This is a genomic window from Rhodococcus sp. DK176 (assembly GCF_038447315.2).
In the GTDB taxonomy this organism is placed as follows: Bacteria; Actinomycetota; Actinomycetes; order Mycobacteriales; family Mycobacteriaceae; genus Rhodococcus_F; species Rhodococcus_F jostii_A.
Window position 1 is genome coordinate 7,742,728 of the sequence record NZ_CP118321.2, and the last position, 24,591, is coordinate 7,767,318.

At 69.4% G+C, this 24,591-nt stretch carries 23 protein-coding genes; 22 read left to right on the plus strand and 1 reads right to left on the minus strand.

The window, feature by feature from the left end; genetic code table 11:
- The first annotated feature begins 1 nt into the window (after position 1).
- The 21 genes from efp to PSR88_RS36235 all read left to right on the plus strand — a co-directional run bounded on the left by efp (position 2) and on the right by PSR88_RS36235 (position 23,424).
- Positions 2–565 (plus strand): elongation factor P, encoded by a 564-nt coding sequence (gene efp, locus PSR88_RS36135; protein ID WP_009480417.1) that lies wholly within the window; start codon positions 2–4, stop codon positions 563–565.
- The gene (gene nusB, locus PSR88_RS36140; protein ID WP_009480418.1) at positions 566–1,075 is read left to right on the plus strand and encodes a transcription antitermination factor NusB; all 510 of its coding nucleotides are present in this window, start codon (positions 566–568) and stop codon (positions 1,073–1,075) included.
- Between the two features lie 142 nt (positions 1,076–1,217).
- A complete protein-coding gene (pyrR, locus tag PSR88_RS36145; protein ID WP_009480419.1) occupies positions 1,218–1,847 on the plus strand; it encodes a bifunctional pyr operon transcriptional regulator/uracil phosphoribosyltransferase PyrR in 630 nt (209 codons plus the stop codon).
- Complete coding sequence (locus PSR88_RS36150; protein ID WP_009480420.1) at positions 1,848–2,792, plus strand: aspartate carbamoyltransferase catalytic subunit; 945 nt, start codon at positions 1,848–1,850, stop codon at positions 2,790–2,792.
- Positions 2,789–4,132: a dihydroorotase gene (locus tag PSR88_RS36155; RefSeq protein ID WP_016880318.1), complete on the plus strand. Its 1,344-nt coding sequence runs from the start codon at positions 2,789–2,791 to the stop codon at positions 4,130–4,132. The genes PSR88_RS36150 and PSR88_RS36155 overlap by 4 nt, the downstream gene beginning before the upstream one ends.
- Positions 4,129–4,695 carry a hypothetical protein gene (locus PSR88_RS36160; RefSeq protein ID WP_009480422.1) on the plus strand — a complete coding sequence of 189 codons (567 nt, stop codon included), beginning with the start codon at positions 4,129–4,131 and terminating at the stop codon, positions 4,693–4,695. Before PSR88_RS36155 ends, PSR88_RS36160 begins: the two co-directional genes overlap by 4 nt.
- Positions 4,692–5,852 carry a glutamine-hydrolyzing carbamoyl-phosphate synthase small subunit gene (gene carA / locus PSR88_RS36165; RefSeq protein ID WP_009480423.1) on the plus strand — a complete coding sequence of 387 codons (1,161 nt, stop codon included), beginning with the start codon at positions 4,692–4,694 and terminating at the stop codon, positions 5,850–5,852. Before PSR88_RS36160 ends, carA begins: the two co-directional genes overlap by 4 nt.
- Positions 5,852–9,220 carry a carbamoyl-phosphate synthase large subunit gene (gene carB / locus PSR88_RS36170; protein ID WP_016880319.1) on the plus strand — a complete coding sequence of 1,123 codons (3,369 nt, stop codon included), beginning with the start codon at positions 5,852–5,854 and terminating at the stop codon, positions 9,218–9,220. The genes carA and carB overlap by 1 nt, the downstream gene beginning before the upstream one ends.
- The gene (gene pyrF / locus PSR88_RS36175; protein WP_016880320.1) at positions 9,217–10,056 is read left to right on the plus strand and encodes an orotidine-5'-phosphate decarboxylase; all 840 of its coding nucleotides are present in this window, start codon (positions 9,217–9,219) and stop codon (positions 10,054–10,056) included. The genes carB and pyrF overlap by 4 nt, the downstream gene beginning before the upstream one ends.
- A gap of 126 nt (positions 10,057–10,182) precedes the next feature.
- A complete protein-coding gene (gene mihF / locus PSR88_RS36180; RefSeq protein ID WP_005262298.1) occupies positions 10,183–10,503 on the plus strand; it encodes an integration host factor, actinobacterial type in 321 nt (106 codons plus the stop codon).
- Positions 10,504–10,511: 8 nt separating this feature from the next.
- Complete coding sequence (gmk, locus tag PSR88_RS36185) at positions 10,512–11,135, plus strand: guanylate kinase (RefSeq protein WP_011598864.1); 624 nt, start codon at positions 10,512–10,514, stop codon at positions 11,133–11,135.
- Positions 11,136–11,176: 41 nt separating this feature from the next.
- Positions 11,177–11,482: a DNA-directed RNA polymerase subunit omega gene (gene rpoZ / locus PSR88_RS36190; protein WP_009480427.1), complete on the plus strand. Its 306-nt coding sequence runs from the start codon at positions 11,177–11,179 to the stop codon at positions 11,480–11,482.
- Between the two features lie 14 nt (positions 11,483–11,496).
- Positions 11,497–12,801 carry a bifunctional phosphopantothenoylcysteine decarboxylase/phosphopantothenate--cysteine ligase CoaBC gene (gene coaBC, locus PSR88_RS36195; protein WP_009480428.1) on the plus strand — a complete coding sequence of 435 codons (1,305 nt, stop codon included), beginning with the start codon at positions 11,497–11,499 and terminating at the stop codon, positions 12,799–12,801.
- A gap of 132 nt (positions 12,802–12,933) precedes the next feature.
- Positions 12,934–14,148: a methionine adenosyltransferase gene (metK, locus tag PSR88_RS36200; RefSeq protein WP_005241739.1), complete on the plus strand. Its 1,215-nt coding sequence runs from the start codon at positions 12,934–12,936 to the stop codon at positions 14,146–14,148.
- Positions 14,149–14,194: 46 nt separating this feature from the next.
- Positions 14,195–16,213: a primosomal protein N' gene (locus PSR88_RS36205; protein WP_016880321.1), complete on the plus strand. Its 2,019-nt coding sequence runs from the start codon at positions 14,195–14,197 to the stop codon at positions 16,211–16,213.
- A gap of 172 nt (positions 16,214–16,385) precedes the next feature.
- A complete protein-coding gene (rox, locus tag PSR88_RS36210) occupies positions 16,386–17,813 on the plus strand; it encodes a rifampin monooxygenase (protein ID WP_029537758.1) in 1,428 nt (475 codons plus the stop codon).
- Between the two features lie 139 nt (positions 17,814–17,952).
- Positions 17,953–18,609, plus strand: coding sequence for a PadR family transcriptional regulator (locus PSR88_RS36215; RefSeq protein ID WP_011598868.1), 657 nt, complete (start codon positions 17,953–17,955; stop codon positions 18,607–18,609).
- A 98-nt stretch (positions 18,610–18,707) separates the two neighbouring features.
- On the plus strand, positions 18,708–19,685 hold the full coding sequence (locus PSR88_RS36220; protein ID WP_011598869.1) for an esterase/lipase family protein: 978 nt from the start codon (positions 18,708–18,710) through the stop codon (positions 19,683–19,685).
- Positions 19,686–20,088: 403 nt separating this feature from the next.
- Positions 20,089–21,012 carry a methionyl-tRNA formyltransferase gene (fmt, locus tag PSR88_RS36225; RefSeq protein ID WP_029537759.1) on the plus strand — a complete coding sequence of 308 codons (924 nt, stop codon included), beginning with the start codon at positions 20,089–20,091 and terminating at the stop codon, positions 21,010–21,012.
- On the plus strand, positions 21,009–22,436 hold the full coding sequence (locus PSR88_RS36230) for an RsmB/NOP family class I SAM-dependent RNA methyltransferase (protein WP_011598870.1): 1,428 nt from the start codon (positions 21,009–21,011) through the stop codon (positions 22,434–22,436). The genes fmt and PSR88_RS36230 overlap by 4 nt, the downstream gene beginning before the upstream one ends.
- A 130-nt stretch (positions 22,437–22,566) precedes the next feature.
- Positions 22,567–23,424, plus strand: coding sequence for a mycofactocin-coupled SDR family oxidoreductase (locus PSR88_RS36235; protein ID WP_016880326.1), 858 nt, complete (start codon positions 22,567–22,569; stop codon positions 23,422–23,424).
- A 61-nt stretch (positions 23,425–23,485) separates the two neighbouring features.
- Here PSR88_RS36235 and PSR88_RS36240 read toward each other — a convergent pair whose 3' ends face one another.
- Entirely contained in the window at positions 23,486–23,824 is a 339-nt protein-coding gene (locus tag PSR88_RS36240; RefSeq protein ID WP_016880327.1) for an MmcQ/YjbR family DNA-binding protein, read from the minus strand.
- Positions 23,825–23,882: 58 nt separating this feature from the next.
- Between PSR88_RS36240 and rpe the strand changes: the two genes are divergently transcribed.
- On the plus strand, positions 23,883–24,566 hold the full coding sequence (gene rpe / locus PSR88_RS36245; RefSeq protein WP_005241758.1) for a ribulose-phosphate 3-epimerase: 684 nt from the start codon (positions 23,883–23,885) through the stop codon (positions 24,564–24,566).
- Positions 24,567–24,591 lie beyond the last annotated feature (25 nt).

The window sequence follows — 24,591 nt, forward strand, 5'->3', positions numbered from 1 at the left end:
AGTGGCTTCCACTAGTGATTTCAAGAACGGCCTGGTCCTGCAGATCGAGGGCCAGCTGTGGACGATCATCGAGTTCCAGCATGTGAAGCCCGGCAAGGGTCCCGCGTTCGTGCGCACCAAGTTGAAGAATGTGCTCTCGGGCAAGGTCGTCGACAAGACGTTCAACGCCGGCGTCAAGGTGGAGACGGCCACGGTCGACCGCCGCGACATGACGTACCTGTACCACGACGGCACCGACTACATCTTCATGGACGGCGACACCTACGACCAGATCTCGATCAGCGAGGCCACCGTCGGCGACGGTGCACGCTTCATGCTCGAGAACATGGCCGTGCAGGTTGCGACGCACGAGGACGTCCCGCTGTTCGTGGAACTGCCCGTCACCGTCGAACTGGTGGTCCAGCACACCGATCCCGGTCTGCAGGGCGACCGCTCCACCGGTGGCACCAAGCCCGCCACCCTCGAGACCGGTGCCGAGATCAACGTGCCGCTGTTCATCAATACCGGTGACAAGCTGAAGGTCGATTCCCGCGACGGCAACTACCTCGGGCGTGTGAATTCCTGAGTGTCCGGTACGCATAAGAAACTCGGCGCACGGCACAAGGCCCGCAAGCGCGCCGTCGATTTCCTCTTCGAGGCCGAGGCGCGAGATCTCGATCCGGTCGATCTCGCCACCGAACGCGCGGAGCTGTCCGGCAAGGACGACTCCGTGGCGCCGGTTGCTCCGTACACCGTCACCGTGGTGACCGGGGTGGCGGAGAACCTGGACCGCCTCGACGAGGTGATCAGATCCCACCTGCAGGACTGGACGCTGGAGAGGCTGCCCGCCGTCGACCGCGCCATCCTGCGCATCGCCGTGTGGGAACTGTTCCACGCCACCGACGTGCCTCCGGTCGTGGCCGTGGACGAGGCGGTGGAGCTGGCGAAACAGCTGTCCACCGACGAGTCGCCGGGGTTCGTGAACGGCATCCTCGGTCAGGTCGTGCTGGTGGCGCCGCAGGTGCGGTCGGCTGCGGCCGCCACGTCGCGGCGCACCGAGACCGCCGGCGGCGAGTCGAACGACGCCGGTTCGTAAGTTCGTGTCCCGCTGCGGGCCCGTGACTGCGCGGGCCCGCAGGTCAGGGGTCCGGGCCTGGCGCAGTCGACGCGCTGATAAGCTGTCCGCGTCAGGCATCCTTTAACGATCCGTCCAGTGAGGCGGAGAAGGAGGTCGTTGTATGCGTGTGCCCGAAGGGTCTCGCCCCGCCGGGGAACCGGCGGATTCAACACCAGAGTCGTCCCCGTCCGTCGAACCCGCACGCGAGCTGCTGTCCGCAGCCGATGTGGGACGGACCATTGCGCGAATCGCGCACCAGATCATCGAGAAGACCGCGCTGGACGCCGCCGACGGTGACGCGCCGCGGGTCGTCCTGATCGGCATCCCGACTCGGGGCACGACGCTCGCGGCCCGCCTCGCCGGGAAGATCGAGGAATTCTCCGGGGTGCGCCCATCGGTCGGCTCCCTCGACATCACCCTCTACCGCGACGACCTGCGCACCAAACCGCACCGTCCCCTCGAACGCACGTCGGTGCCCGAGGGCGGCGTCGACAACACCCTGGTGGTACTCGTCGACGACGTGCTGTTCTCCGGCCGCACCGTCCGCTCGGCTCTTGACGCCCTCCGCGATCTCGGGCGGCCCCGCGCCGTTCAGCTGGCCGTCCTCGTCGACCGCGGCCACCGGGAACTGCCGCTGCGCGCCGACTACGTGGGCAAGAACGTGCCCACCGCCCGCACCGAGGACGTCAAGGTGCTCCTGAGCGAACACGACGGCCGCGACGCGGTCATGATCTCCGGGGGGAAGAGCTAAGTGAAGCACCTGTTGTCGATCGCGGACCTGACACGGGAATCGGCTGTCGAACTCCTCGACGAGGCCGAACGCTTCGAACAAGCCCTCCTCGGACGTGAGGTGCGGAAGCTCCCGACGCTGCGTGGCCGGACGGTCATGACCGTGTTCTTCGAGAACTCGACCCGGACCCGGGTGTCGTTCGAGGTCGCCGGGAAGTGGATGAGCGCGGACGTCATCAACGTCAGCGCCTCGAGTTCGTCGGTGTCCAAGGGGGAATCCCTCCGGGACACGGCGATGACGCTGCGCGCCGCCGGCGCCGACGCCCTGATCGTGCGCCACCCCGCATCGGGTGCGGCCCACCAGATCGCGAAGTGGACCGGGCATCAGGACGACGGCGGGCCGGCGGTCATCAACGCCGGCGACGGTACCCACGAACATCCCACCCAGGCGCTGCTCGACGCGCTCACGCTGCGTCAGCGTCTCGGTGACATCGAGGGCAAGCGCATCGCCATCGTCGGCGACATCCTGCACAGCCGGGTGGCGCGGTCGAACGCCTTGCTGCTGTCGATGCTCGGTGCCGAGGTGGTCCTGGTCGCGCCACCCACGTTGCTCCCCGTGGGGGTGTCCGCTTGGCCGGTGTCGGTGGCGCATTCACTGGACGCGGAGCTTCCCGGCCTCGACGCGGTCCTCATGCTGCGTGTGCAGGCGGAACGGATGAACGGCGGATTCTTCCCGTCCCAACGGGAGTACTCGATCAATTACGGCCTGTCGGAGAAGCGGCTCGCGCTGCTTCCCGACCACGCGGTGGTGCTGCACCCCGGCCCGATGCTGCGCGGCATGGAGATCGCGTCGGCGGTGGCCGACTCGACGAGGACCGCCGTGCTGCAGCAGGTGACCAACGGTGTGCACATGCGGATGGCGGTGCTGTTCCGGCTGCTGGTCGGAGCGGAGGAAGTTGCGGGATGAGTGACAGTGCAGTGACAGGAGAGACAGTGCTCATCAAGAACGTGTTGCTGTATGGCGAGGGCGAACCCACCGACGTGCTGCTCGGGGACGGCGTCATCGCCGCGATCGGTGCGGACGCGGGCAAGGACAGCGGGCCGGACGTCGAGGTGATCGACGCGGCGGGGCAGATCCTGCTCCCCGGTTTCGTCGACCTGCACACCCACCTGCGTGAACCCGGCCGCGAGGACACCGAGACCATCGATTCCGGTTCGGCCGCCGCCGCGCTCGGTGGATACACCGCGGTGTTCGCGATGGCCAACACCAGCCCGGTCGCCGATTCGGTGGTCGTCACCGACCACGTGTGGCGCCGCGGCCAGGAAGTCGGGCTCGTCGACGTACACCCCGTCGGCGCCGTCACCGTCGGGCTCGAGGGCAAGCAGCTCGCCGAGATGGCCACGATGGCGTCGGGGATAGGCCGGGTGCGGATGTTCTCGGACGACGGCCACTGCGTCTACGACCCGCTGATCATGCGCCGGGCGCTCGAGTACTCCAGTTCGCTCGGGGTGCTCATCGCGCAGCACGCGGAGGAGCCGCGGCTCACCGTCGGCGCCGTCGCACACGAGGGCCCCACCGCCGCCCGGCTCGGGCTCGCGGGCTGGCCGCGCGCCGCCGAGGAGTCGATCGTCGCCCGCGACGCGCTGCTCGCCCGCGACGCCGGGGCGCGGGTGCACATCTGCCACGCCTCCACCGCGGGCACCGTCGAACTGGTGAAGTGGGCACGCGGCCAAGGCATTTCGATCACCGCCGAGGTCACCCCGCACCACCTGCTGCTCGACGACTCCCGGCTCGAGACGTACGACGCCGTGAACAAGGTGAATCCGCCGCTGCGGGAGGCGAGCGACGTCGCCGCGCTCCGGGCCGGACTGGCCGAGGGGATCATCGACTGCGTCGCGACCGATCATGCGCCGCACGCCGAGCAGGACAAGTGCTGCGAGTTCGCGGCCGCCCGCCCCGGAATGCTGGGTCTGGAGACCGCACTGTCGATCGTTTCGCAGACGATGGTCCGCACGGGTCTGCTCGACTGGCGCGGAGTCGCGCGGGTGATGAGTGAGCGGCCCGCCGAGATCGTCGGACTCGACGACCAGGGTCGCCCGATCGAGGTCGGCGAGCCCGCCAACCTGGTGCTGATCGATCCGGACGCCGAATGGACGGTCCACGGCCCCGATCTGGCCAGCGTCGCCCACAACACGCCGTACGAGTCGATGACGCTGCCGGCGCGGGTGACCACGACGTTCCTGCGTGGCCGGGTCACCGCGAGCGACGGCCACGCCCGCGTCCCGGCGCGGAACGGCAGGGGATGACGGTGGAGAGAATTCTGTGGATAGTCGGCCTCGTCGCGTTCTGGGCGCTGGCCATCTTCCTCATGTACATCGGGTGGCGCGGTCGTGCCCGCCGTCAGGCCGACCGGGTCGGGCAGCTTCCCGCCGTGCCCGCGCACCTCGGCAAGCAGACGATCGCCCCGGCCACCGGACTGTACGTGGGCAGCACCCTGGCCCCGAGCTGGCAGGACCGGATCGCGGTCGGCGACCTCGGTTTCCGGGCGACGGGGGAGATCTCCCGCTACGCGACCGGGATCCTGCTCGAACGTGACGGGGCGTCGGCGATCTGGATTCCGCAGGACGCGGTCCGCGCCGTCCGCACCGAGCGCGGTCTCGCGGGCAAGGTCATGAGCAAGGACGGCGTGCTCGTGATCCGATGGGAACTGCCGACCGGCACCGAGATCGACACCGGTTTCCGCAGCGACGACAAGTCCGTGTACCCCGCCTGGGTCGGCGCAGCGGCGCCGGACGGCAAGACAGACAGTGAAGATTCAGCGAATGCGGCGAGCTCTGGTGAGGTCGAGCAGAACGGAGAGAACGCATGAGCGGCTACGACACCGACTCTGCAGTACTGGTCCTCGAGGACGGACGGGCATTCCGGGGCACCACGTTCGGTGCCGTCGGCCAGACACTCGGTGAGGCCGTCTTCAGCACCGGCATGACCGGCTACCAGGAGACCCTCACCGACCCCAGTTACCACCGCCAGATCGTCGTGGCCACCGCGCCGCAGATCGGCAACACGGGATGGAATGACGAGGACGACGAATCCGTCGGCCCCACCGGCAGCAGCGCCGAGGCGAAGATCTGGGTCGCCGGGTACGTCGTCCGCGACCCCGCCCGCCGCACCTCCAGCTGGCGCGCCACCGGCTCCCTGCAGGACGAGCTCGTGAAGCAGGGCGTCGTCGGGATCGCCGGCATCGACACCCGCGCACTGGTCCGCCACCTGCGTACCCGCGGCTCGATGCGTGCCGGGGTGTTCTCCGGTGACGCACTGGCCGACACCGACGTGCTGCTCGACCGCGTGAAGAGCCAGCCGTCGATGCTCGGCGCGGATCTCGCCGGCGAGGTCAGCACCACCAGCGGGTACGTCGTCGAACCGACCGGGGGAGACGCGCGCTTCACCGTCGCGGCAATCGACCTCGGTATCAAGACCAACACCCCCCGCATGTTCGCCGAGCGCGGCATCCGGGTGCACGTGCTCCCGTCCAACGCGACGCTCGAGCAGATCCTCGACCTGAAGGCCGACGGCGTCTTCCTCTCCAACGGTCCCGGCGACCCGGCGACCGCCGACGGCGCCGTGCACCTCACCAAGGAAGTCATCGGGCAGGGCCTGCCCTTGTTCGGCATCTGCTTCGGCAACCAGATCCTCGGGCGTGCTCTCGGTCTCGGCACCTACAAGATGAAGTTCGGTCACCGGGGCATCAACATCCCGGTCGTCGAACACGAGACGGGACGCATCGCGATCACCGCGCAGAACCACGGGTTCGCGCTCGAGGGCGAGGCCGGGCAGGAGTTCGATACCCCGTTCGGCAAGGCCGTGATCAGCCACACCTGCGCCAACGACGGTGCCGTCGAGGGGGTCCGCCTGCTCGACGGATCCGCGTTCTCGGTGCAGTACCACCCCGAGGCCGCGGCGGGCCCGCACGACGCCGCGTACCTGTTCGACCGCTTCACCAGCCTGCTCGAGGGAGTCAAGAACTAATGCCACGCCGTACAGATCTCTCCCACATCCTGGTGATCGGCTCCGGGCCGATCGTCATCGGCCAGGCCTGTGAGTTCGACTACTCCGGAACCCAGGCCTGCCGGGTGCTGCGCGAGGAGGGCCTGCGGGTCAGCCTCGTCAACTCCAATCCGGCCACGATCATGACCGACCCCGAGTTCGCGGACGCCACGTATGTGGAGCCGATCACCGCCGAATTCGTCGAGAAGGTCATCGCCCTCGAGGCGGAGAAGGGTCATCCGATCGATGCCGTCCTCGCGACGCTCGGCGGCCAGACGGCCCTCAACACCGCGGTGGCGCTGCACGAGCAGGGCATCCTCGAGAAGTACGACGTCGAGCTGATCGGCGCCGACTTCGACGCCATCCAGCGCGGCGAGGACCGGCAGAAGTTCAAGGACATCGTCGCCAAGGTCGGCGGCGAGTCCGCACGCTCCCGCGTCTGCTACACGATGGACGAGGTCCGCGACACGGTCGCCGAACTGGGCTTCCCCGTCGTCGTGCGGCCGTCGTTCACGATGGGCGGGCTCGGCTCCGGCATGGCCTACGACGACGAGGACCTGACGCGGATCGCCGGCGGCGGCCTGGCGGCGTCACCCACCGCCAACGTGCTGATCGAGGAATCGATCCTCGGGTGGAAGGAATACGAGCTCGAGCTGATGCGCGACGGCCGCGACAACGTCGTGATCGTGTGCTCGATCGAGAACGTCGACCCGGTCGGGGTGCACACCGGTGACTCGATCACCGTCGCCCCCGCCATGACGCTCACGGACCGCGAGTACCAGGCGATGCGCGACCTCTCGATCGACATCCTCCGCGAGGTCGGCGTCGACACCGGCGGCTGCAACATCCAGTTCGCGATGGATCCCACCGACGGGCGCCTCGTCGTCATCGAGATGAACCCGCGCGTGTCGCGGTCCAGTGCGCTCGCGTCCAAGGCGACCGGCTTCCCGATCGCGAAGATCGCCGCGAAGCTCGCCATCGGCTACACCCTGGACGAGATCGTCAACGACATCACCAAGGAAACCCCGGCGTGCTTCGAGCCGACCCTCGACTACGTCGTCGTGAAGGCGCCCAGGTTCGCGTTCGAGAAGTTCCCCGGCGCCGACGACACGCTCACCACCACGATGAAGTCGGTCGGCGAGGCCATGTCGATCGGCCGCAACTTCACCGAGGCGTTCGGGAAGGTGCTGCGCTCGCTGGAGACCAAACGGGCCGGGTACTGGACCGGACCCGACGTGGAGGCCGCCGACCTGGACAGTCTCCTGACGGAACTGAGCATCCCCCGCGACGGACGCGTGTACGGCCTCGAGAAGGCGTTCGCTCTCGGCGCCACCGTCGAGCAGCTGTTCGACGCCACGAAGATCGACCCGTGGTTCCTCGACCAGATCCTGCAGATCCACGAGCTCGGCGACGCGCTGCGCGAGGCGCCCGAGGTGACCGAGCGGGTACTGCGCCGCGCCAAGCACCACGGCCTGTCGGATCGGCAGATCGCGGCCCTGCGCCCCGAGATCGGCGGCGAGGACGCCGTCCGGGCGCTGCGTGAGCAGTGGAACGTCCACCCCGTCTACAAGACGGTCGACACCTGCGCCGCCGAGTTCGAGGCGAAGACGCCGTACCACTACTCGACGTACGAACTCGACCCGGCGGCCGAGTCCGAGGTGACCCCGCAGACCGAGCGTCCGAAGGTCCTGATCCTCGGTTCCGGACCGAACCGCATCGGTCAGGGCATCGAGTTCGACTACTCCTGCGTCCACGCCGCACTGACGCTGTCGGAGGCCGGCTACGAGACGGTGATGGTCAACTGCAACCCGGAGACCGTCTCCACCGACTACGACACCGCCGACCGCCTGTACTTCGAGCCGCTCACGTTCGAGGACGTGCTCGAGGTGTACCGGGCCGAGTCGCTGTCGGGCACCGTCGCCGGCGTGATCGTGCAGCTCGGCGGTCAGACCCCGCTGGGTCTGGCGAAGCGGCTGAAGGCCGCGGGCGTGCCGATCGTCGGCACCAGCCCGGAGGCGATCGACCTCGCGGAGGATCGCGGCGAGTTCGGCAAGGTGCTGGTCGAGGCCGGTCTGCCCGCTCCCAAGTTCGGCACCGCCACCACGTTCGCCGGGGCCCGCGAGATCGCGGCCGGCATCGGGTACCCGGTGCTGGTGCGGCCGTCGTACGTCCTCGGTGGCCGTGGCATGGAGATCGTCTACGACGAGGCGTCGCTGGAGAGCTACATCTCCCGCGCCACCGAGATCTCCGACGACCGGCCCGTCCTGGTCGACCGGTTCCTGGAAGACGCCATCGAGATCGACGTCGACGCGCTCTGCGACGGCTCCGAGGTGTACCTCGGCGGTGTGATGGAGCACATCGAGGAGGCCGGCATCCACTCGGGCGACTCGGCCTGCGCGCTGCCGCCGATCACCCTCGGCCGCGCCGACCTCGAGAACGTCCGCCGCTCGACGGAGGCGCTCGCCAAGGGCATCGGCGTCAAGGGCCTGCTCAACGTCCAGTACGCCCTGAAGGACGACATCCTGTACGTCCTGGAGGCGAACCCCCGCGCCAGCCGCACCGTGCCGTTCGTGTCGAAGGCGACGGCGGTGCAGCTCGCCAAGGCGTGCGCCCGTGTCATGCTCGGCGAGTCCATCGCCGATCTGCGTGCGAGCGGCGTGCTCCCGGCCACCGGCGACGGCGGCTCGACCCCGGCGGACGCACCCGTCGCCGTCAAGGAGGCCGTGCTGCCGTTCAACCGGTTCCGGCGTGCCGACGGCACCGGCGTCGACACCCTGCTGAGCCCGGAGATGAAGTCGACCGGCGAGGTCATGGGCATCGACGCCGACTTCGGCACCGCGTTCGCGAAGAGCCAGACGGCCGCGTACGGCTCGCTGCCCACCTCGGGCTCGGTGTTCGTCTCCGTCGCCAACAAGGACAAGCGGTCGCTGATCTTCCCGGTCAAGCGACTCGCCGACCTGGGGTTCCGGATCCTGGCCACCGAGGGCACCGCGGCGGTGCTCCGCCGGAACGGGATCACCTGCCAGGAGGTGCACAAGCACTCCGGCGAGAAGCTGGAGGCGGGTGAGCGCACCATCGTCGAGATGATCCGCGACGGCGAGGTGGACATGGTGATCAACACGCCGTACGGCAACTCCGGACCGCGCGTCGACGGCTACGAGATCCGCAGCGCGGCCGTCGCCATGAACATCCCGTGCGTCACCACCGTGCAGGGCGCGTCCGCCGCGGTGCAGGGCATCGAGGCCGCGATCCGCGGCGACATCGGGGTCCAGTCGCTCCAGGCCCTGCACGCACGGCTGCGGTCGCCCGCAGTGGTCGTGGCTCCCGCGACCGGGTCCGCCTCGTCGTGAGCGGACACCATCACCACCACTCCTGGGTGCATCGGCTGACATCGGCGGTCGAGCACCGGGGGCGGTTGTGCGTCGGGATCGATCCGCATCCGGGCCTGCTCGAGGCGTGGGGGCTGCCCGTCTCCGCCGAGGGGCTGGAGACGTTCGCGGAGATCTGCGTGGAGGCCTTCGTCGGTGAGGTGGCCGTCGTGAAGCCTCAGGTGGCGTTCTTCGAAGCGTACGGCTCCGCCGGGTACGCGGTGCTCGAACGGACCATTTCGGTCCTCAGAGAGGCAGGGACGCTCGTCGTCGCCGATGCCAAGCGCGGGGACATCGGGTCGACTATGGCGGCGTACGCGCAGTCCTGGCTGGGTGCGGAGTCGGCCCTGTCCTCCGATGCGGTGACGGTGTCGCCGTATCTGGGATTCGGTGCGCTCGACCCGGCGCTGTCGCTGGCGGCGGAGCAGGGCCGCGGGCTCTTCGTACTGGCCCGGACGTCCAATCCCGAGGGCGGCGACCTGCAGGCGGCGCAGACCGCCGGGGGAGCGTCCGTGGCCCAGTCCGTGGTGGACGCGGCGGTCCGGTACAACGACGCGCAACCCGGTCTGGTGGGTCTGGTGGTGGGCGCGACACGCGGACACGGCCTGGATTTGTCGAATTTTTCCGGACCGATTCTCGCGCCCGGTCTCGGCGCCCAGGGCGCGACTCCCGGTGACCTCGCCGACATTTTTCCCGATTCTCGAAAACTGTTGTTGCCGAACAGTTCTCGTGGTGTTCTCGGTGCCGGACCGTCGGTGACGGCACTGCGTGAGGCGGCAGTGAAGGTCCGCGACGAGATCGAGTCCGCGCTCTCATAGCCCACCCGAATCCGGCTCTGACCTCGGGGGGTGGGTTCGCAATCGGCGCCGGGCGTGAGTACGGTCGCTATCGCTGCTGGTTATCCAGTGGTTTGGACTATTTGCCAACGACGAGACGGAGGAACCGTGGCCCTTCCCCAGTTGACTGATGAGCAGCGCGCTGCTGCTTTGGAGAAGGCAGCTGCTGCCCGCAAGGCCAGGGCTGAGCTCAAGGAGCGCCTGAAGCGTGGTGGCACCGACCTCAAGCAGGTTCTCAAGGACGCCGAGGACGACGAGATCCTGGGCAAGATGAAGGTGTCGGCACTGCTCGAGGCGCTGCCCAAGGTGGGCAAGGTCAAGGCGCAGGAGATCATGACCGAGCTGGAGATCGCTCCGACCCGTCGCCTCCGTGGCCTCGGCGATCGGCAGCGGAAGGCCCTGCTCGCCAGGTTCGACTTCGAGGCCTGAGCACGACAGTGGTAGCTGACGCACAAGTGTCAGAGAGCAAGACCGCAGTGCGGAGGGGTCGGCTGGTAGTACTGGCCGGCCCCTCGGCCGTCGGTAAGTCCAGCGTGGTGCGACTCCTGCGTGAACGGATGCCGGAGCTCGTCTTCAGCGTGTCCGCGACGACGCGCGACCCACGCCCGGGCGAGGTGGACGGCAAGGACTACCGGTTCACCTCTCGCGACGAGTTCCAGCGGATGATCGAATCCGGTGAGCTGCTCGAATGGGCCGAGATCCACGGCGGACTCCAGCTGTCGGGAACCCCGGCCGCACCCGTCCGCCGGGCCATCGAGCAGGGCAAACCGGTGCTGGTCGAGGTCGATCTCGCCGGTGCGCGGGCCGTCCGCGCCGCGATGCCGGAGGCTCTGCTCGTCTTCATGGCACCTCCGAGCTGGGATGTGCTGGTCGAGAGATTGACCGGCCGGGGCACCGAATCCGCCGAGGTCGTGGAGCGGCGTCTCGCGACCGCGAGAGTCGAGCTGGAGGCGCAGGACGAGTTCGACGAGGTCATCGTGAACGAGGATGTCAGCCGATCGTGCGACGAGTTGGTATCCTTGTTGGTTGGACGACCGGAACAGTCCGAGTCGACCCACTAGATCTCACATCAACTAGCCAGAACTATTTCAGGAGATACCGAGTGAGCAGCACCCCCGCAGCAGCGTCCGCAACTCCCAGCCACGGCGCCCTGCCGGCTTACGACACCCCGCTCGGCATCACCAATCCTCCGATCGACGAGCTTCTCGCCCGCACGTCGTCGAAGTACGCGCTGGTGATCTACGCGGCCAAGCGTGCGCGTCAGATCAACGATTACTACAACCAGCTCGGTGACGGCATCCTCGAGTACGTCGGCCCCCTCGTCGAGCCGGGCCTGCAGGAGAAGCCGCTGTCGATCGCGCTGCGTGAGATCCACTCCGATCTTCTCGAGCACACCGAAGGCGAGTGAGCGGAGGATCTGCCGTGCCTGAACAGGCAGCGGGCCCGGGCTCCGGGCACGCGACGGATTCACCGGAACCGGTTCTCTCGGGGGCAGCCCGCAAGCGGATCGTCGTCGGTGTCGGCGGCGGCATCGCCGCGTACAAGAGCTGTGCCGTTATCCGGGCCTTCACGGAGGCCGGTCACCACGTGCGGGTCATCCCGACGGAGTCCGCGCTCGAGTTCGTCGGCAAGGCGACGTTCGAGGCGCTGTCGGGCAACCCCGTGCACACGGGTGTGTTCACCGACGTTCCACAGGTTCCGCATGTTCGTCTCGGGCAGGAAGCGGATCTCGTCGTCATCGCGCCCGCCACCGCCGACCTCATGGCGCGGGCCGTGGCGGGACGCGCGGACGACCTCCTGACCGCGACGCTGCTCACCGCACGATGTCCCGTGGTGTTCGCTCCCGCGATGCACACGGAGATGTGGGAGCACCCGGCCACCGTCGCCAACGTCGCCACCCTGCGCGCTCGCGGCGTGACCGTGATCGAACCGGCGTCCGGCCGCCTCACCGGCAAGGACACCGGCGCAGGCCGGCTGCCCGAACCCGACGAGATCGTCGGGTTGGCGTCGCTGCTGGTCGAGCGTCCCGACGCGCTGCCTCGTGATCTCGAGGGCCGGCGGGTCCTCGTGTCCGCGGGCGGCACCCGCGAACCACTCGACCCGGTGCGATTCCTCGGTAACCGCAGTTCGGGCAAGCAGGGCTATGCCATCGCCCGGCTCGCCGTGCAGCGCGGGGCCGAGGTCACCCTCGTCTCCGGCTATACCGCCGGACTCGCCGACCCGGCCGCTGTCGACGTGGTGCACGTCCGCACGGCCGAAGACATGCGGGTCGCGGTCGCCAAGCACGCGCCCGGGTTCGACGCCGTGATCATGGCCGCGGCGGTGGCCGACTTCCGGCCGTCGACGACGGTGGCGAGCAAGATCAAGAAGGGTGCGGGCGAACCCGACTCGATTGCACTCACCAAGAACGAGGACATCCTCGCCGGCCTGGTCCAGTCGAGGAGGGACGGCGAGATCCCGTCGAAGACCGTGATCGTCGGATTCGCGGCCGAGACGGGCGACGCCGACGGCGACGTCCTCACGTACGCGCGGGCCAAGCTCGCGCGAAAGGGCTGCGACCTCCTCGTCGTCAACGCGGTCGGCGAGGGCAAGGCGTTCGAGGTCGACCACAACGACGGGTGGCTGCTCGGAGCCGACGGTTCCGAGTCCGCGCTCGAGCACGGATCGAAGGCGTTGATGGCCAGCCGGGTACTCGACGCCGTCGACCAGCTGTTCCGGACACTCTGACGGAAAATCCGGCCGAGTTTCGGTGATTCGAAAGGTGTCACTCCCGCCGGGGTGGCGCTAGGGTCGTTCGCGGTATTACGCAGCTAAGCTGTTTTCACGTGCTGTTCAGGACAACTGTCGAGAGGGAATTCTGTGAGCCAGTCCGGTAGTCGGCTATTCACCAGTGAGTCTGTGACCGAGGGGCACCCGGACAAGATTTGTGATGCGATCAGCGACTCCATCCTCGACGCGCTCCTCACCGACGACCCGCGCGCCCGCGTCGCCGTCGAGACCCTCGTGACCACCGGACAGGTCCACGTCGCCGGTGAGGTCACGACCACCGCATACGCCGACATCCCCAAGATCGTGCGCGACACCGTGCTCGAGATCGGGTACGACTCCTCGGCCAAGGGCTTCGACGGCAACTCCTGCGGAGTCAATGTCGCGATCGGTGCACAGTCCCCGGAGATCGCCCAGGGCGTCGACCACTCGCACGAGGTCCGCACCGGCGAACTGAGCGACGACGAGATCGACCGTCAGGGCGCCGGCGACCAGGGACTGATGTTCGGGTTCGCCACCACCGACACCCCGGAACTGATGCCGCTGCCGATCGCACTGGCGCACCGCCTGTCGCGGCGTCTCACCGAGGTCCGCAAGTCCGGTGTCCTGCCGTACCTGCGCCCGGACGGCAAGACCCAGGTCACCATCGAATACGACGGTGACAAGGCGGTTCGCCTCGACACCGTGGTCATCTCGACGCAGCACGCCGCCGACATCGACCTCGACAACCTGCTCACCCCGGATCTGCGGGAGAAGGTTCTCGGATCGGTTCTCGCCGAGATCGACATGCCCGAACTCGACGTCTCGGACATCCGTCTGCTCGTCAACCCCACCGGCAAGTTCGTGCTCGGCGGCCCGATGGGTGACGCCGGCCTGACGGGTCGCAAGATCATCGTCGACACCTACGGCGGAATGGCCCGCCACGGCGGCGGCGCGTTCTCCGGCAAGGACCCCTCGAAGGTCGACCGGTCGGCGGCCTACGCCATGCGCTGGGTGGCCAAGAACGCGGTCGCGGCAGGCCTCGCCGATCGGATCGAGGTCCAGGTGGCGTACGCGATCGGCAAGGCGGCGCCGGTGGGTCTGTTCGTCGAGACGTTCGGTACCGAGAAGACGGATCCGGCGCGGATCCAGCAGGCCATCACCGAAACGTTCGACCTGCGGCCCGGCGCCATCATCCGCGACCTCGACCTGCTGCGTCCGATCTACGCGCAGACCGCGGCCTACGGCCACTTCGGTCGCACCGACATCGACCTCCCGTGGGAGAGCATCGACCGGGCGGAGAAGCTGCGGGCAGCCGCAGGCCTCTGATCGGTAGTCACGGCGCGCCGGGCGCCGCTCCGGTAGGAGCCGTCGCGTGAGCGCGGAAAAGGTTGCGGCAGAAGTCGATCCGGTTGCCCGGGTGCTGCCGCTGCTTCCGCTTGCCCACCTCGACCGCGAATTCGACTACCTCGTTCCGCAGGACCTCGACGAGCAGGCGCGGCCCGGGGTCCGGGTGCGCATCCGGTTCGCCGGGCGTCTGGTCGACGGGTTCGTCGTCTCCCGGAACGCGACGAGCGACCATCAGGGCCGTTTCGGCTGGCTCGAACGGGTGATCTCGCCCGAGCGGGTCCTGACCGAGGAGATCACCCGGGTGGTCGACCTCGTCGCCGGCCGATACGCCGGAACCCGCGCGGACGTCCTGCGGCTCGCGATCCCGCCGAGGCACGCGCGGGCGGAGTCCGAGGCGGCGTCCGAACCCCCCGAGGTGCCGGACAGCGCGATCGAGACCGAGGCGTGGGACCGGTACGTGCACGGCGGCGCATTCCTGACCGCACTGTCGGGGGAGCGTGCCCCGCGCGCGGTCTGGCAGGCGCTCCCCGGCGAGGACTGGCCTGCGCGTCTCGCGGAACTGTCGGGGCTCGTCGCCGCCACCGGGGCGAGCACCGTCGTCGTCGTTCCCGATCAGCGTGATCTCGACCGTGTGGTCGCGGCGGTGGAAAAGCTCCTGGGCAAGGACGCGGTCGTCGGACTTGCCGCCGGTCTCGGTCCGGCCCTGCGGTACCGGCGTTGGCTGGCGGCGCTGCGCGGGACGGCCAAGGTCGTCGTCGGGACCCGGAGTTCGGTGTTCGCGCCGACGCCGCGCACCGGGCTGATCGTGGTCTGGGACGACGGGGACGACAACCATTCCGAGCCGCGCGCACCCTATCCGCACGCCCGAGAGGTGGCGCTGCTCCGCGCGTACGCCAGTGGTTGCGCGGTGGTGCTGGCCGGTCACGCGCGCACCGCGGAGGCGCAGGCCCTGGTCGACTCAGGGTGGGCGCACGACCTCGTGGCCTCCCGGGACTCGGTGCGGGCGGCCGCCCCGAAGATCACCGCACTCGCGGACAGTGACCACGCCCTGGCCCGCGATCCCGGTGCGCGCGCGGCCCGGTTGCCCGCGATCGCGTTCGCGGCTGCCCGGGAGGCGCTCGGCGCCGGCCGGGGAGTGCTGGTCCAGGTGCCCCGGCGCGGCTACGTGCCCAGCCTCGCGTGCGGCAAATGCCGGGCGCCCGCGCGATGCCGACGATGCAACGGACCTCTCGCGCTGCCGTCCGCGGCCGGCCCGGACGGGGCGGGGACGCCCGCGTGCCGATGGTGTGGCGTCGCCGACGCCGCACACCGCTGCCACGCGTGCGGAGCGAAGGCGCTGCGGGCCGTCGTGGTCGGTGCCGGACGGACCGCCGAGGAACTGGGTCGCGCGTTTCCCGGGGTTGCCGTCCGGATGTCGGGGGGCACGGACGTCGTGGACGAGGTGAAGCAGGGTCCCACCCTCGTGGTGTCGACGGTCGGGGCCGAACCGGTGATGCCGGGCGGCTACGGCGCGGCGTTGCTGCTCGACGGCTGGGCGCTGCTGGGCCGTCCCGACCTGCGCGCCGCGGAGGAGACGCTGCGCCGGTGGATGACGGCGTCGTCGCTCGTGCGGCCGTTCGCCGAGGGCGGTCAGGTGGTCGTGGTCGCCGATTCGGGGATTCCGACCGTGCAGGCGCTGGTTCGCTGGGATCCGGTCGGTCATGCCCGTGCGCAGTACGAGGAGCGGGCCGAAGTCGGATTTCCGCCCGCCATCCACCTCGCGGCGATCGACGGCAGTGCGAAGGCGATCGCCGATCTCCTGGACCTCGCCGACCTGCCGGCGAATGCGGAATTGCTCGGCCCGGTCGAGTTGCCTGCGGGGGAGCGGCTGCCGTTCTCCGGCGACGCGCCCGAGCCCGCGGACGTGGAGCGCATGCTGATCCGGGTGCCGCGGGGCGAGGGGAAGCCTCTGGCCAAAGCGCTGGGAGAGGCGCAGTCGGTGCGCAGTGCGCGCAAGGACTCGCAGCCTGCCCGCGTCCAGATCGACCCCATTCGCATCGGCTAGTTCGGCCCCGGGGTGACCAGAAGGAATGGCAAGGAAATTATCCACTCCCTGCCACTCTCAACATATAACGCACCGGGGGCCTTGCGGCAAGACCCGGGTCGTGCCGCAGAATCTCCCACCGAAGCCAGGACCAGCGGAAATCGGTATTCGCGGCATACGTGTGGGGGTTTTCATGATCGACGTGATCGTTGCGGGCAGCGGACCGACCGGGTTGATGCTGGCCTGCGAGTTGCGGTTGCACGGCGTTCAGGTGCTCGTGGTGGAGAAGGACACAGAGCCGACCAGGGTTGTCCGTTCGCTGGGTCTGCACGCGCGCAGCATCGAGATGATGGACCAGCGCGGTCTGCTGGAGCGGTTCCTCGCGATCGGTACGCAGTACCCGGTCGGTGGCTTCTTCGCCGGCATCAGAAAGCCGGCTCCCGAGCGGCTGGACACCGCACATCCGTACGTTCTCGGCATCCCGCAGACCACCACCGAGCGACTGTTGACCGAGCACGCCACCGAAGTCGGCGTCGAGATCCGGCGCGGCTGCGAACTGGTCGGCCTGACTCAGGACGAACACGGGGTGACCGCCCTGCTGGCCGACGGCACCCAGCTGCGCTCGCGCTACCTCGTCGGCTGCGACGGCGGCCGCAGCACGGTGCGGAAGCTGCTCGGCGTCGATTTCCCCGGCGAGCCCAGCAGAGTCGACACACTGCTGGGCGAGGTGGAGCTGACCGCGCCGCAGGAGACGCTGGACGCCGTGGTGGCCGAGGTCCGCAAGACCCAGCTCCGGTTCGGCGCCATGCCGCTCCAGGACGGGGTGTACCGCATCGGCGTGCCCGCCGCAGGGGTGGCCGAGGACCGCACGGTCGCGCCGACCCTGGACGAGTTGAAGCAACAGCTGCGGGCAACCGCGGGCACCGACTTCGGCGTGCACTCGCCGCGGTGGCTGTCCCGCTTCGGCGACGCCACCCGGCAGGCCGAGCGCTACCGGGTCGGCCGGGTGCTGCTGGCCGGCGACGCGGCGCACATCCACCCGCCGGTCGGCGGTCAGGGGCTCAACCTCGGTATCCAGGATGCGTTCAACCTCGGCTGGAAACTGGCAGCCGAGGTCGGTGGCTGGGCCCCGGAGGGGCTGCTGGACAGCTACCACACCGAACGGCACCCGGTAGCCGCCGACGTGCTGACCAACACCCGCGCCCAGATGGAGCTGATGTCCCTCGAGCCGGGGCCCCAGGCGGTGCGCCGGCTGGTGTCGGAACTGATGGATTTCGAGAACGTGAACCGGTACCTGACCGAGAAGATCATCGCGATCGGGGTCCGCTACGACTTCGGCGAGGGGCACGAACTGCTCGGCCGGCGCCTACGGGACGTGGGGCTGAAGCGGGGACGTCTCTACGAGCTGATGCACGACGGCCGCGGACTACTGCTCGACCAGACCGGCCGGCTGTCGGTGACGGGCTGGGCGGGCCGGGTCGACCACGTCGTCGACGTCAGCGAGGAACTGGACGTGCCCGCAGCGTTGCTGCGACCGGACGGGCATGTGGCGTGGGTCGGTGACGACCAGCAGGATCTGGTCGGCCGGCTCCGCGAGTGGTTCGGCGCCGCTGCCGACTGAGCGCGAACGCCTCCGGACTCGGCAGGCGCAGCGCCCGCGAGTCCGGAGGCGACTTGACCACCGTCACAGAAAAGGACCTTGCCGAGTGTCAATTGACGATATATCGTTGATGCATCAGCGATACAGAAGGAGGCTGATGATGGAAAACTTCCATTTCGAACACAGGGGTCCCCGACGGGACCGATTCGCGCGCGAACGGACGGGGCGGCCCGAGGGGCCCCACCGTCACGGACACCGGCGAGGCCGCTTCGGGCCCGAGGGCGATCCCGGGTTCGGCCCGGGAATGCACTTCGGCCGCGGACGCGGACGGGGTGGCAGGGGGCGGCGCGGCGATGTCCGCTCCGCGATCCTGCTGTTGCTCACCGAGGAGCCGATGCACGGCTACGAGCTGATTCAGCAGATCGTCGAACGCAGCGACGGGGTGTGGAAGCCAAGCCCGGGCTCGATCTACCCCGCGCTGTCACAGCTCGAGGACGAGGGTCTGGTGCTGATCGAAAAGGTGGCGGGCCGCAAGACCGCACGCCTGACGGACGAGGGCGAGGCCTTCGTCGAAGCGAACAAGACCGAACTCGGCACCCCGTGGGACGACGTGCGGGAGAGTGTCGGCAGGCCAGCCGAGGACCTGCGGGGTCTGATCGGGCTGCTGATGGGTGCCGCGGGGCAGGTCGCCGCCGTCGGTGACGACGAACAGGTCCGGCGTGCCGGCGAGATTCTCACCGAGGCGCGTCGCGCGATGTATCGCCTTCTCGCGGAAGACGATCAGAGCGAAGCCGGCAAGGATGACACCGACTCGTAGGGCGTCGCGACTCACCGCGGGCCCGCCGTCTCGACGCGACAGCGTGTGCACATTCTGGGAAAGTTCACGGAGATGTCACGGCGAAGTCGGGAGAGATCATGAGATTTCGGGGTGCCGGTGCGGTCGTCGCGGGTGTCGTCCTGCTGATGTCCGGCGCAGTGTCCACCGCCCATGCGGACGACGCCTCACCGCCCCAACCCGTCGTGCCCGCCACGGCCGGGCTTCCCCAGACCGGACGTAGTGCCGCCGCCGCATATGCGCACGAGCACCCGGGCACCGCGCCCGCGGGATCGAACGACTTTTCCTGCACACCTTCCCCGGACCACCCCGAGCCGGTGGTGCTCGCACACGGCACCGACGCCAGCGCCTACGCGGACTGGGCCGCCCTGTCGCCGATGCTCGCCGCGGACGGCTACTGCGTGTTCGCACTCAACTACGGCGGAGCGCCGGGTGCCGATACGTACGGCACCGAGGACATCGTCGCGAGCGCGGAGCAGTTCGGCCGATTCGTCGACCGGGTCCGCGACGCGACCGGCGCCGACAAGGTCGACACGGTCGGATACTCGCAAGGTGCGAACGTCACGCGGTACTACGTCAACAAGCTCGGCGGCGCCCCGTTCGTCGACCACTGGGTCGGACTGGCGTCGCCCAGCTACGGGGGAGTGATGTACGGCCTCGTTCCGATCGTCCAGGCGCTTCCCGGCGGACCGGACTTCGCCCGCACGGTGACATCGGTGGCCGTCAGCCAGCAGATGCAGGGCTCGCCGTTCATGAACGCCCTCAACGCGGGCGGTGACACCGTGCCCGGTGTCGCGTACACGACGATCGGGTCTCGGTACGACGAGATGATCCAGCCGTACACGAACATGGCGCTCCACGGCGCCGGGGCCGACAACATCCTGATCCAGGATCGATGCCCCCAGGACGGCACCGGACATTTCCAGGCGCCCTACGATCCGTTCGCGCTCGACCTCGTCCGGGCGGCGCTCGACCCGGACGCGACTCCGCTGGCTCGTTGCGAGTTCGTCCCGGTCGGTGCGGGTATTCCGCAGGTGATTCTCGACAGCAACAGATAGACCCACGAATGAGGCGGGGAGCCGTGCGCTGTACGGCTCCCCGCTTCCTCGTGTGTGTGCTACTCCGCCAGTTTCGCGACGGCCTGCGCCCACAGGAAGTACTTGTCGGTGCCGAGGTCCTTCACGGTCTCGATGTCGAACGCGGCCGCGAGGTGTTCGGCGTCGGAATCGCTCACGCCCTGCAGGGCGGCGACGGGAGGCACCGGCCTCGGAACAGTCAATACCCGTCCGCCGTCGCTGTGTGCGGTTCTGCGGAATCGATTCGCCGACTGTTCGCCGAGTGTTATGGCCCGGGGCCGACTCCCTAGACTGGTCGGCACATCGTCGATCAAAGGGGAGCTTTCTTCGTGAGTATCGTTTCGGCCCGCGCAGCGGTCCACCGTCCGTCGTGTGGGTCGCCGACGTGCGCATAGTCTTCGCCGGAACCCCCGAGCCCGCTGTTCCCTCGCTCGAACGCCTGATCCGTTCGCCGCGCCACGACGTCGTGGCGGTCATCACCCGCCCGGACGCGGTCGCAGGCCGCGGACGCAAGGTGGTCCGTTCACCTATCGGTGCACTCGCCGACTCCCACGGCATCGAGGTGCTGACTCCCGAGCGGCCTTCGGAGCCGGACTTCCTGGCGCGTCTCGCCGACCTCGCACCCGACTGCGCGCCCGTCGTCGCCTACGGGGCGCTGCTGCCGCAGAAGGTCCTCGACATCCCGGCCCACGGCTGGGTGAACCTGCACTTCTCGCTGTTGCCGGCGTGGCGCGGGGCAGCCCCCGTGCAGGCCGCGATCGGTGCGGGCGACGACATGACCGGCGCGAGTGCGTTCCGGCTCGAGGCGGGGATGGACACCGGGCCGGTCTACGGGGTGGTCACCGAGAGGATCCGCGATTCCGATACCGCCGGGGATCTGCTGGGGCGCCTGGCCGACAGCGGTGCGGTCCTCCTGGAGTCGGTTCTCGACGGGATCGAGGACGGCGCGATCACCGCGGTCCCGCAGTCGGCCGACGGGGTGTCGCACGCGCCCAAGGTGAGCGTCGAGGCGGCCCGGATCCGGTGGGACAGAACAGCTGCCGTGGTGGACCGGCACGTCCGCTCGGTGACCCCCGCGCCCGGCGCCTGGACCATGATCGGCGATCTGCGCGTCAAGGTCGGGCCGGTCACTCCGACGGAGGAGCGACTGGAGGCGGGGGAGATCTCGGTGACCAAGGCCGGATTCCTGATCGGCACGTCCACGGTGGCGGTGCGGCTCGACCGCATCCAACCGCAGGGCAAGAAACAGATGGCCGCCCTGGACTGGGCGCGAGGCGCACGACTCGACGCGGAGGTACGGGCACAGTGAGCGAATCCAGAAGGCCTGCACGTCGCGGCCAGTCCGGCTCCGGGGCCCGCAACAACCGTCCCCGCCAGGCCCGCCGGCCCGACGCGTCGCAGTCCGGTCTCGACCAGCCGCGGCTCGCCGCGAGGGACGTGCTGCGCGCCGTCCGGGAACGCGACGCCTACGCCAATCTCGTGCTGCCCGGGCTGCTGCGTGAGCGGCGCCTGGACGGACGTGACGCGGCCCTCGCCACGGAATTGGCCTACGGCGCCGCCCGCGCCCGCGGGCTCCTCGACGCCGTGATCGCCGACTGCGCAGGCAGGCCGATCGCCGAGATCGACGGACCGCTCCTCGACGTCCTCCAGCTGGGCGCCTACCAGCTGCTGCGCACCCGCGTCGCCCCGCACGCCGCCGTCGCCACCTCCGTCGATCTCGTGCGCGCGGAGGCCGGCCCGGGGAAGGCCGGCTTCGTCAACGCCGTGCTGCGCCGGGTGTCGGAGCGGTCCGAAGCGGAATGGGTGGAGCGCCTCGCCCCGGCCGACCCGGTGGGGCGGCTGGCGTTCGAGCACGCGCATCCCACGTGGATCGCGCAGGTGTTCGCCGACGCGCTCGGTGCCGACGCCGGCGAACTCGAGGACGTCCTCATCGCCGACGACGCCCGGCCGGTGGTGCATCTCGTCGCCCGCCCGGGGGAGATCTCGTCGGAGGAACTCGCGCTCGCCACCGGCGGCGAGGTGGGGCGCTACTCGCCGTACGCGGTCTATCTGGACGGCGGCGACCCGGGGCTGCTCGACGCCGTCCGTGAGGGGCTCGCAGGAGTGCAGGACGAGGGCAGTCAGCTCGTCGCCCGGGCGCTGTCGCTGGCACCGCTGGACGGTCCGGACGCGGGCCGCTGGCTCGACCTGTGCGCGGGCCCGGGCGGCAAGGCGGCCCTGCTCGGCGCCCTCGCCGGAATCGAGGGCGGACGCCTCGACGCCGTGGAGCCGGTGGAACACCGCGCGGACCTGATCCGCAAGACGACGAAGGAACTCCCGGTCGACGTGCACGTCGCCGACGGGCGGGATCCCGGGCTGGCGGGCGGGTACGACCGCATCCTGGTCGACGCGCCGTGCACCGGACTGGGTGCGTTGCGCCGACGTCCGGAGGCGCGGTGGCGCCGGCAGCCGTCGGACGTGGCTGGTCTCGCGAAACTGCAGCGCGAACTCCTGGCGTCGGCCGTCGAGTTGGTTCGTCCGGGCGGCGTGATCCTCTACGCGACGTGTTCGCCGCACCTGTCCGAGACGGTGGCCGTGGTCGCGGACGCGGTGCGCCGCTACGGGCTCACGGCACTCGACACGCGTGAGCTCGTTCCCGGTGTGCCGGGTCTGGGAGACGGTCCGGGAGTCCAGCTCTGGCCGCACCGGCACGGCACCGACGCGATGTTCATGGCTGCGTTGCGCAAGCCGTAGGGCGGGGGGCGTCCCCGCTACCTGGACATCTGCCCGACTCTTGGTAGAACCTGTTCCACTTTTACGTGAAACGTGTTCTAATTCTTCTCGCGACAGAGACGTACGTCACGAAGCGAGTGGAGGACTTCAGATGAATCGGGTAGCGGGGAAGGTCGTTCTGATCACGGGAGCGGCGCGGGGTCAGGGGCGTAGTCATGCAGTGCATCTCGCCGACGAGGGCGCCGACATCATCGCCTTCGACCTCTGCGAGGACATCGCATCCAACGAATACCCGCTGGCGACCGAGGCCGATCTCGCGGAGACGGGACGGCTCGTCGAGAAGGCGGGGCGCCGGGTCGTGACCGCCAAGGTGGACGTGCGCGACCGCGCGGCCCTGCAACGTGAACTCGACGCCGCCGTCGCGACGCTGGGCCGGCTGGACGTCGTGGTCGCCAATGCCGGGATCGCGCCTCTCGGGAACGACGTGCCCGTCGAGGGATTCGTCGATGCGTTCGACGTCGACTTCGTCGGAGTGATCAACACGATTCACTCCGCCCTTCCGCACCTGGACGCCGGCGCGTCGATCATCGCGACGGGATCGGTGGCCGGGCTGGTCCCGCAGACCGGTCTGAACGGCCAGCAGGCCCTGCAGGGGCCGGGCGGCGACGGCTACGGTCTCGCCAAGAAGATGCTGTGGACGTACACCAACTCGCTCGCGCTCACCCTGGGCCCGAAGTCCATCCGCGTCAACGCGATCCATCCCACGAACTGCAACACGGACATGCTGCAGAGTCCGCCGATGTTCCGCACGTTCCGCCCCGACCTGGAGAACCCGACCGCCGAGGACGCGAAGGTCACGTTCCCGTTCATGCAGGCCATGCCCACCCCGTGGGTCGAGCCCGAGGACATCTCGCACGCGGTGGTGTTCCTGTCGTCCGACGAGTCCCGGTTCGTCACCGGTCAGCAACTCCGGGTCGATGCGGGGGCGGGCCTCAAGCTCGGCGTCTGACGCCGATCCGATGAGGGTCCGGGCCGGTGTGCGGGCGCCGTCCGGGCCCTCGCCGTTCGCGTCAGGTCTGGTCGAACTGCTTGCGCAGCTTCGCCGGTGCCTTGATCCGCCAGGCATCCTGCAGCAACTCGGTCAGCTGCGGAACGTCGACGTTCTCGAGGTCGACGAGGATCGAACCGTGACCGCCGTAGTGCGGAGTGGTGTAGAACGGTGCGCCCTGGGCCAGCAGGGCCGCCTTCTCGTCGAGGTCGCACATCACCACCAGGCCCCCGTCCGACTCGGCCCGCAACCGGGCGAGCAGCTTGCCCGCCACCTTCAGAGCCGGGGTGCGGTACGACGTGCTCTCCTGCACGTCCGGCAGGGCGACACCGATCGCCACGACGTCCGTCCAGGTCGGCATGAGCCCAGTATGGACCGCGGGACCCGGCCCCGGCACGCGTACGACTAAACTGCGGCCCGTGGCAACCCCGATGATCGCACCGTCCATTCTGTCTGCCGATTTCGCGCGTCTCGCCGAGGAGGCGGACGCCGTCGCCGGTGCCGACTGGCTGCACGTCGACGTGATGGACGCACATTTCGTGCCCAACCTGACGCTCGGCCTTCCCGTCGTGCAGAGCCTGCTCGCGGCGACGGACATCCCGCTCGACTGCCATCTCATGATCGACGACCCCGGCCGCTGGGCGCCGCCCTACGCGGAGGCGGGCGCGCACAACGTCACCTTCCATGCGGAGGCGACCGACGACCCCCGGTCCGTGGCCCGTGACATCCGCGCCGCCGGCGCCAAGGCCGGTCTCAGCGTCAAGCCCGGCACGCCGATCGAGCCGTACCTCGAGATCCTGAAGGACTTCGACACGCTCCTCGTCATGAGCGTCGAGCCCGGCTTCGGTGGTCAGTCGTTCATCCCCGAGGTGCTGTCGAAGGCGAAGGCGGTCCGCCGACTCGTCGACTCGGGTGAGCTGAGACTGGTCGTCGAGATCGACGGTGGCATCAACGCCGACACCGTCGAGGCCGCTGCCGAGGCGGGCGTCGACTGCTTCGTCGCCGGGTCCGCCGTCTACGGGACGAGCGATCCCGCGGAGGCCGTGCGCGCCCTGCGCGCCAGCGCCGCCAAGGCGTCACCGCACCTGAGCCTGTCGCGGTAACGGCGCTTCGGCACATCGTGAACTC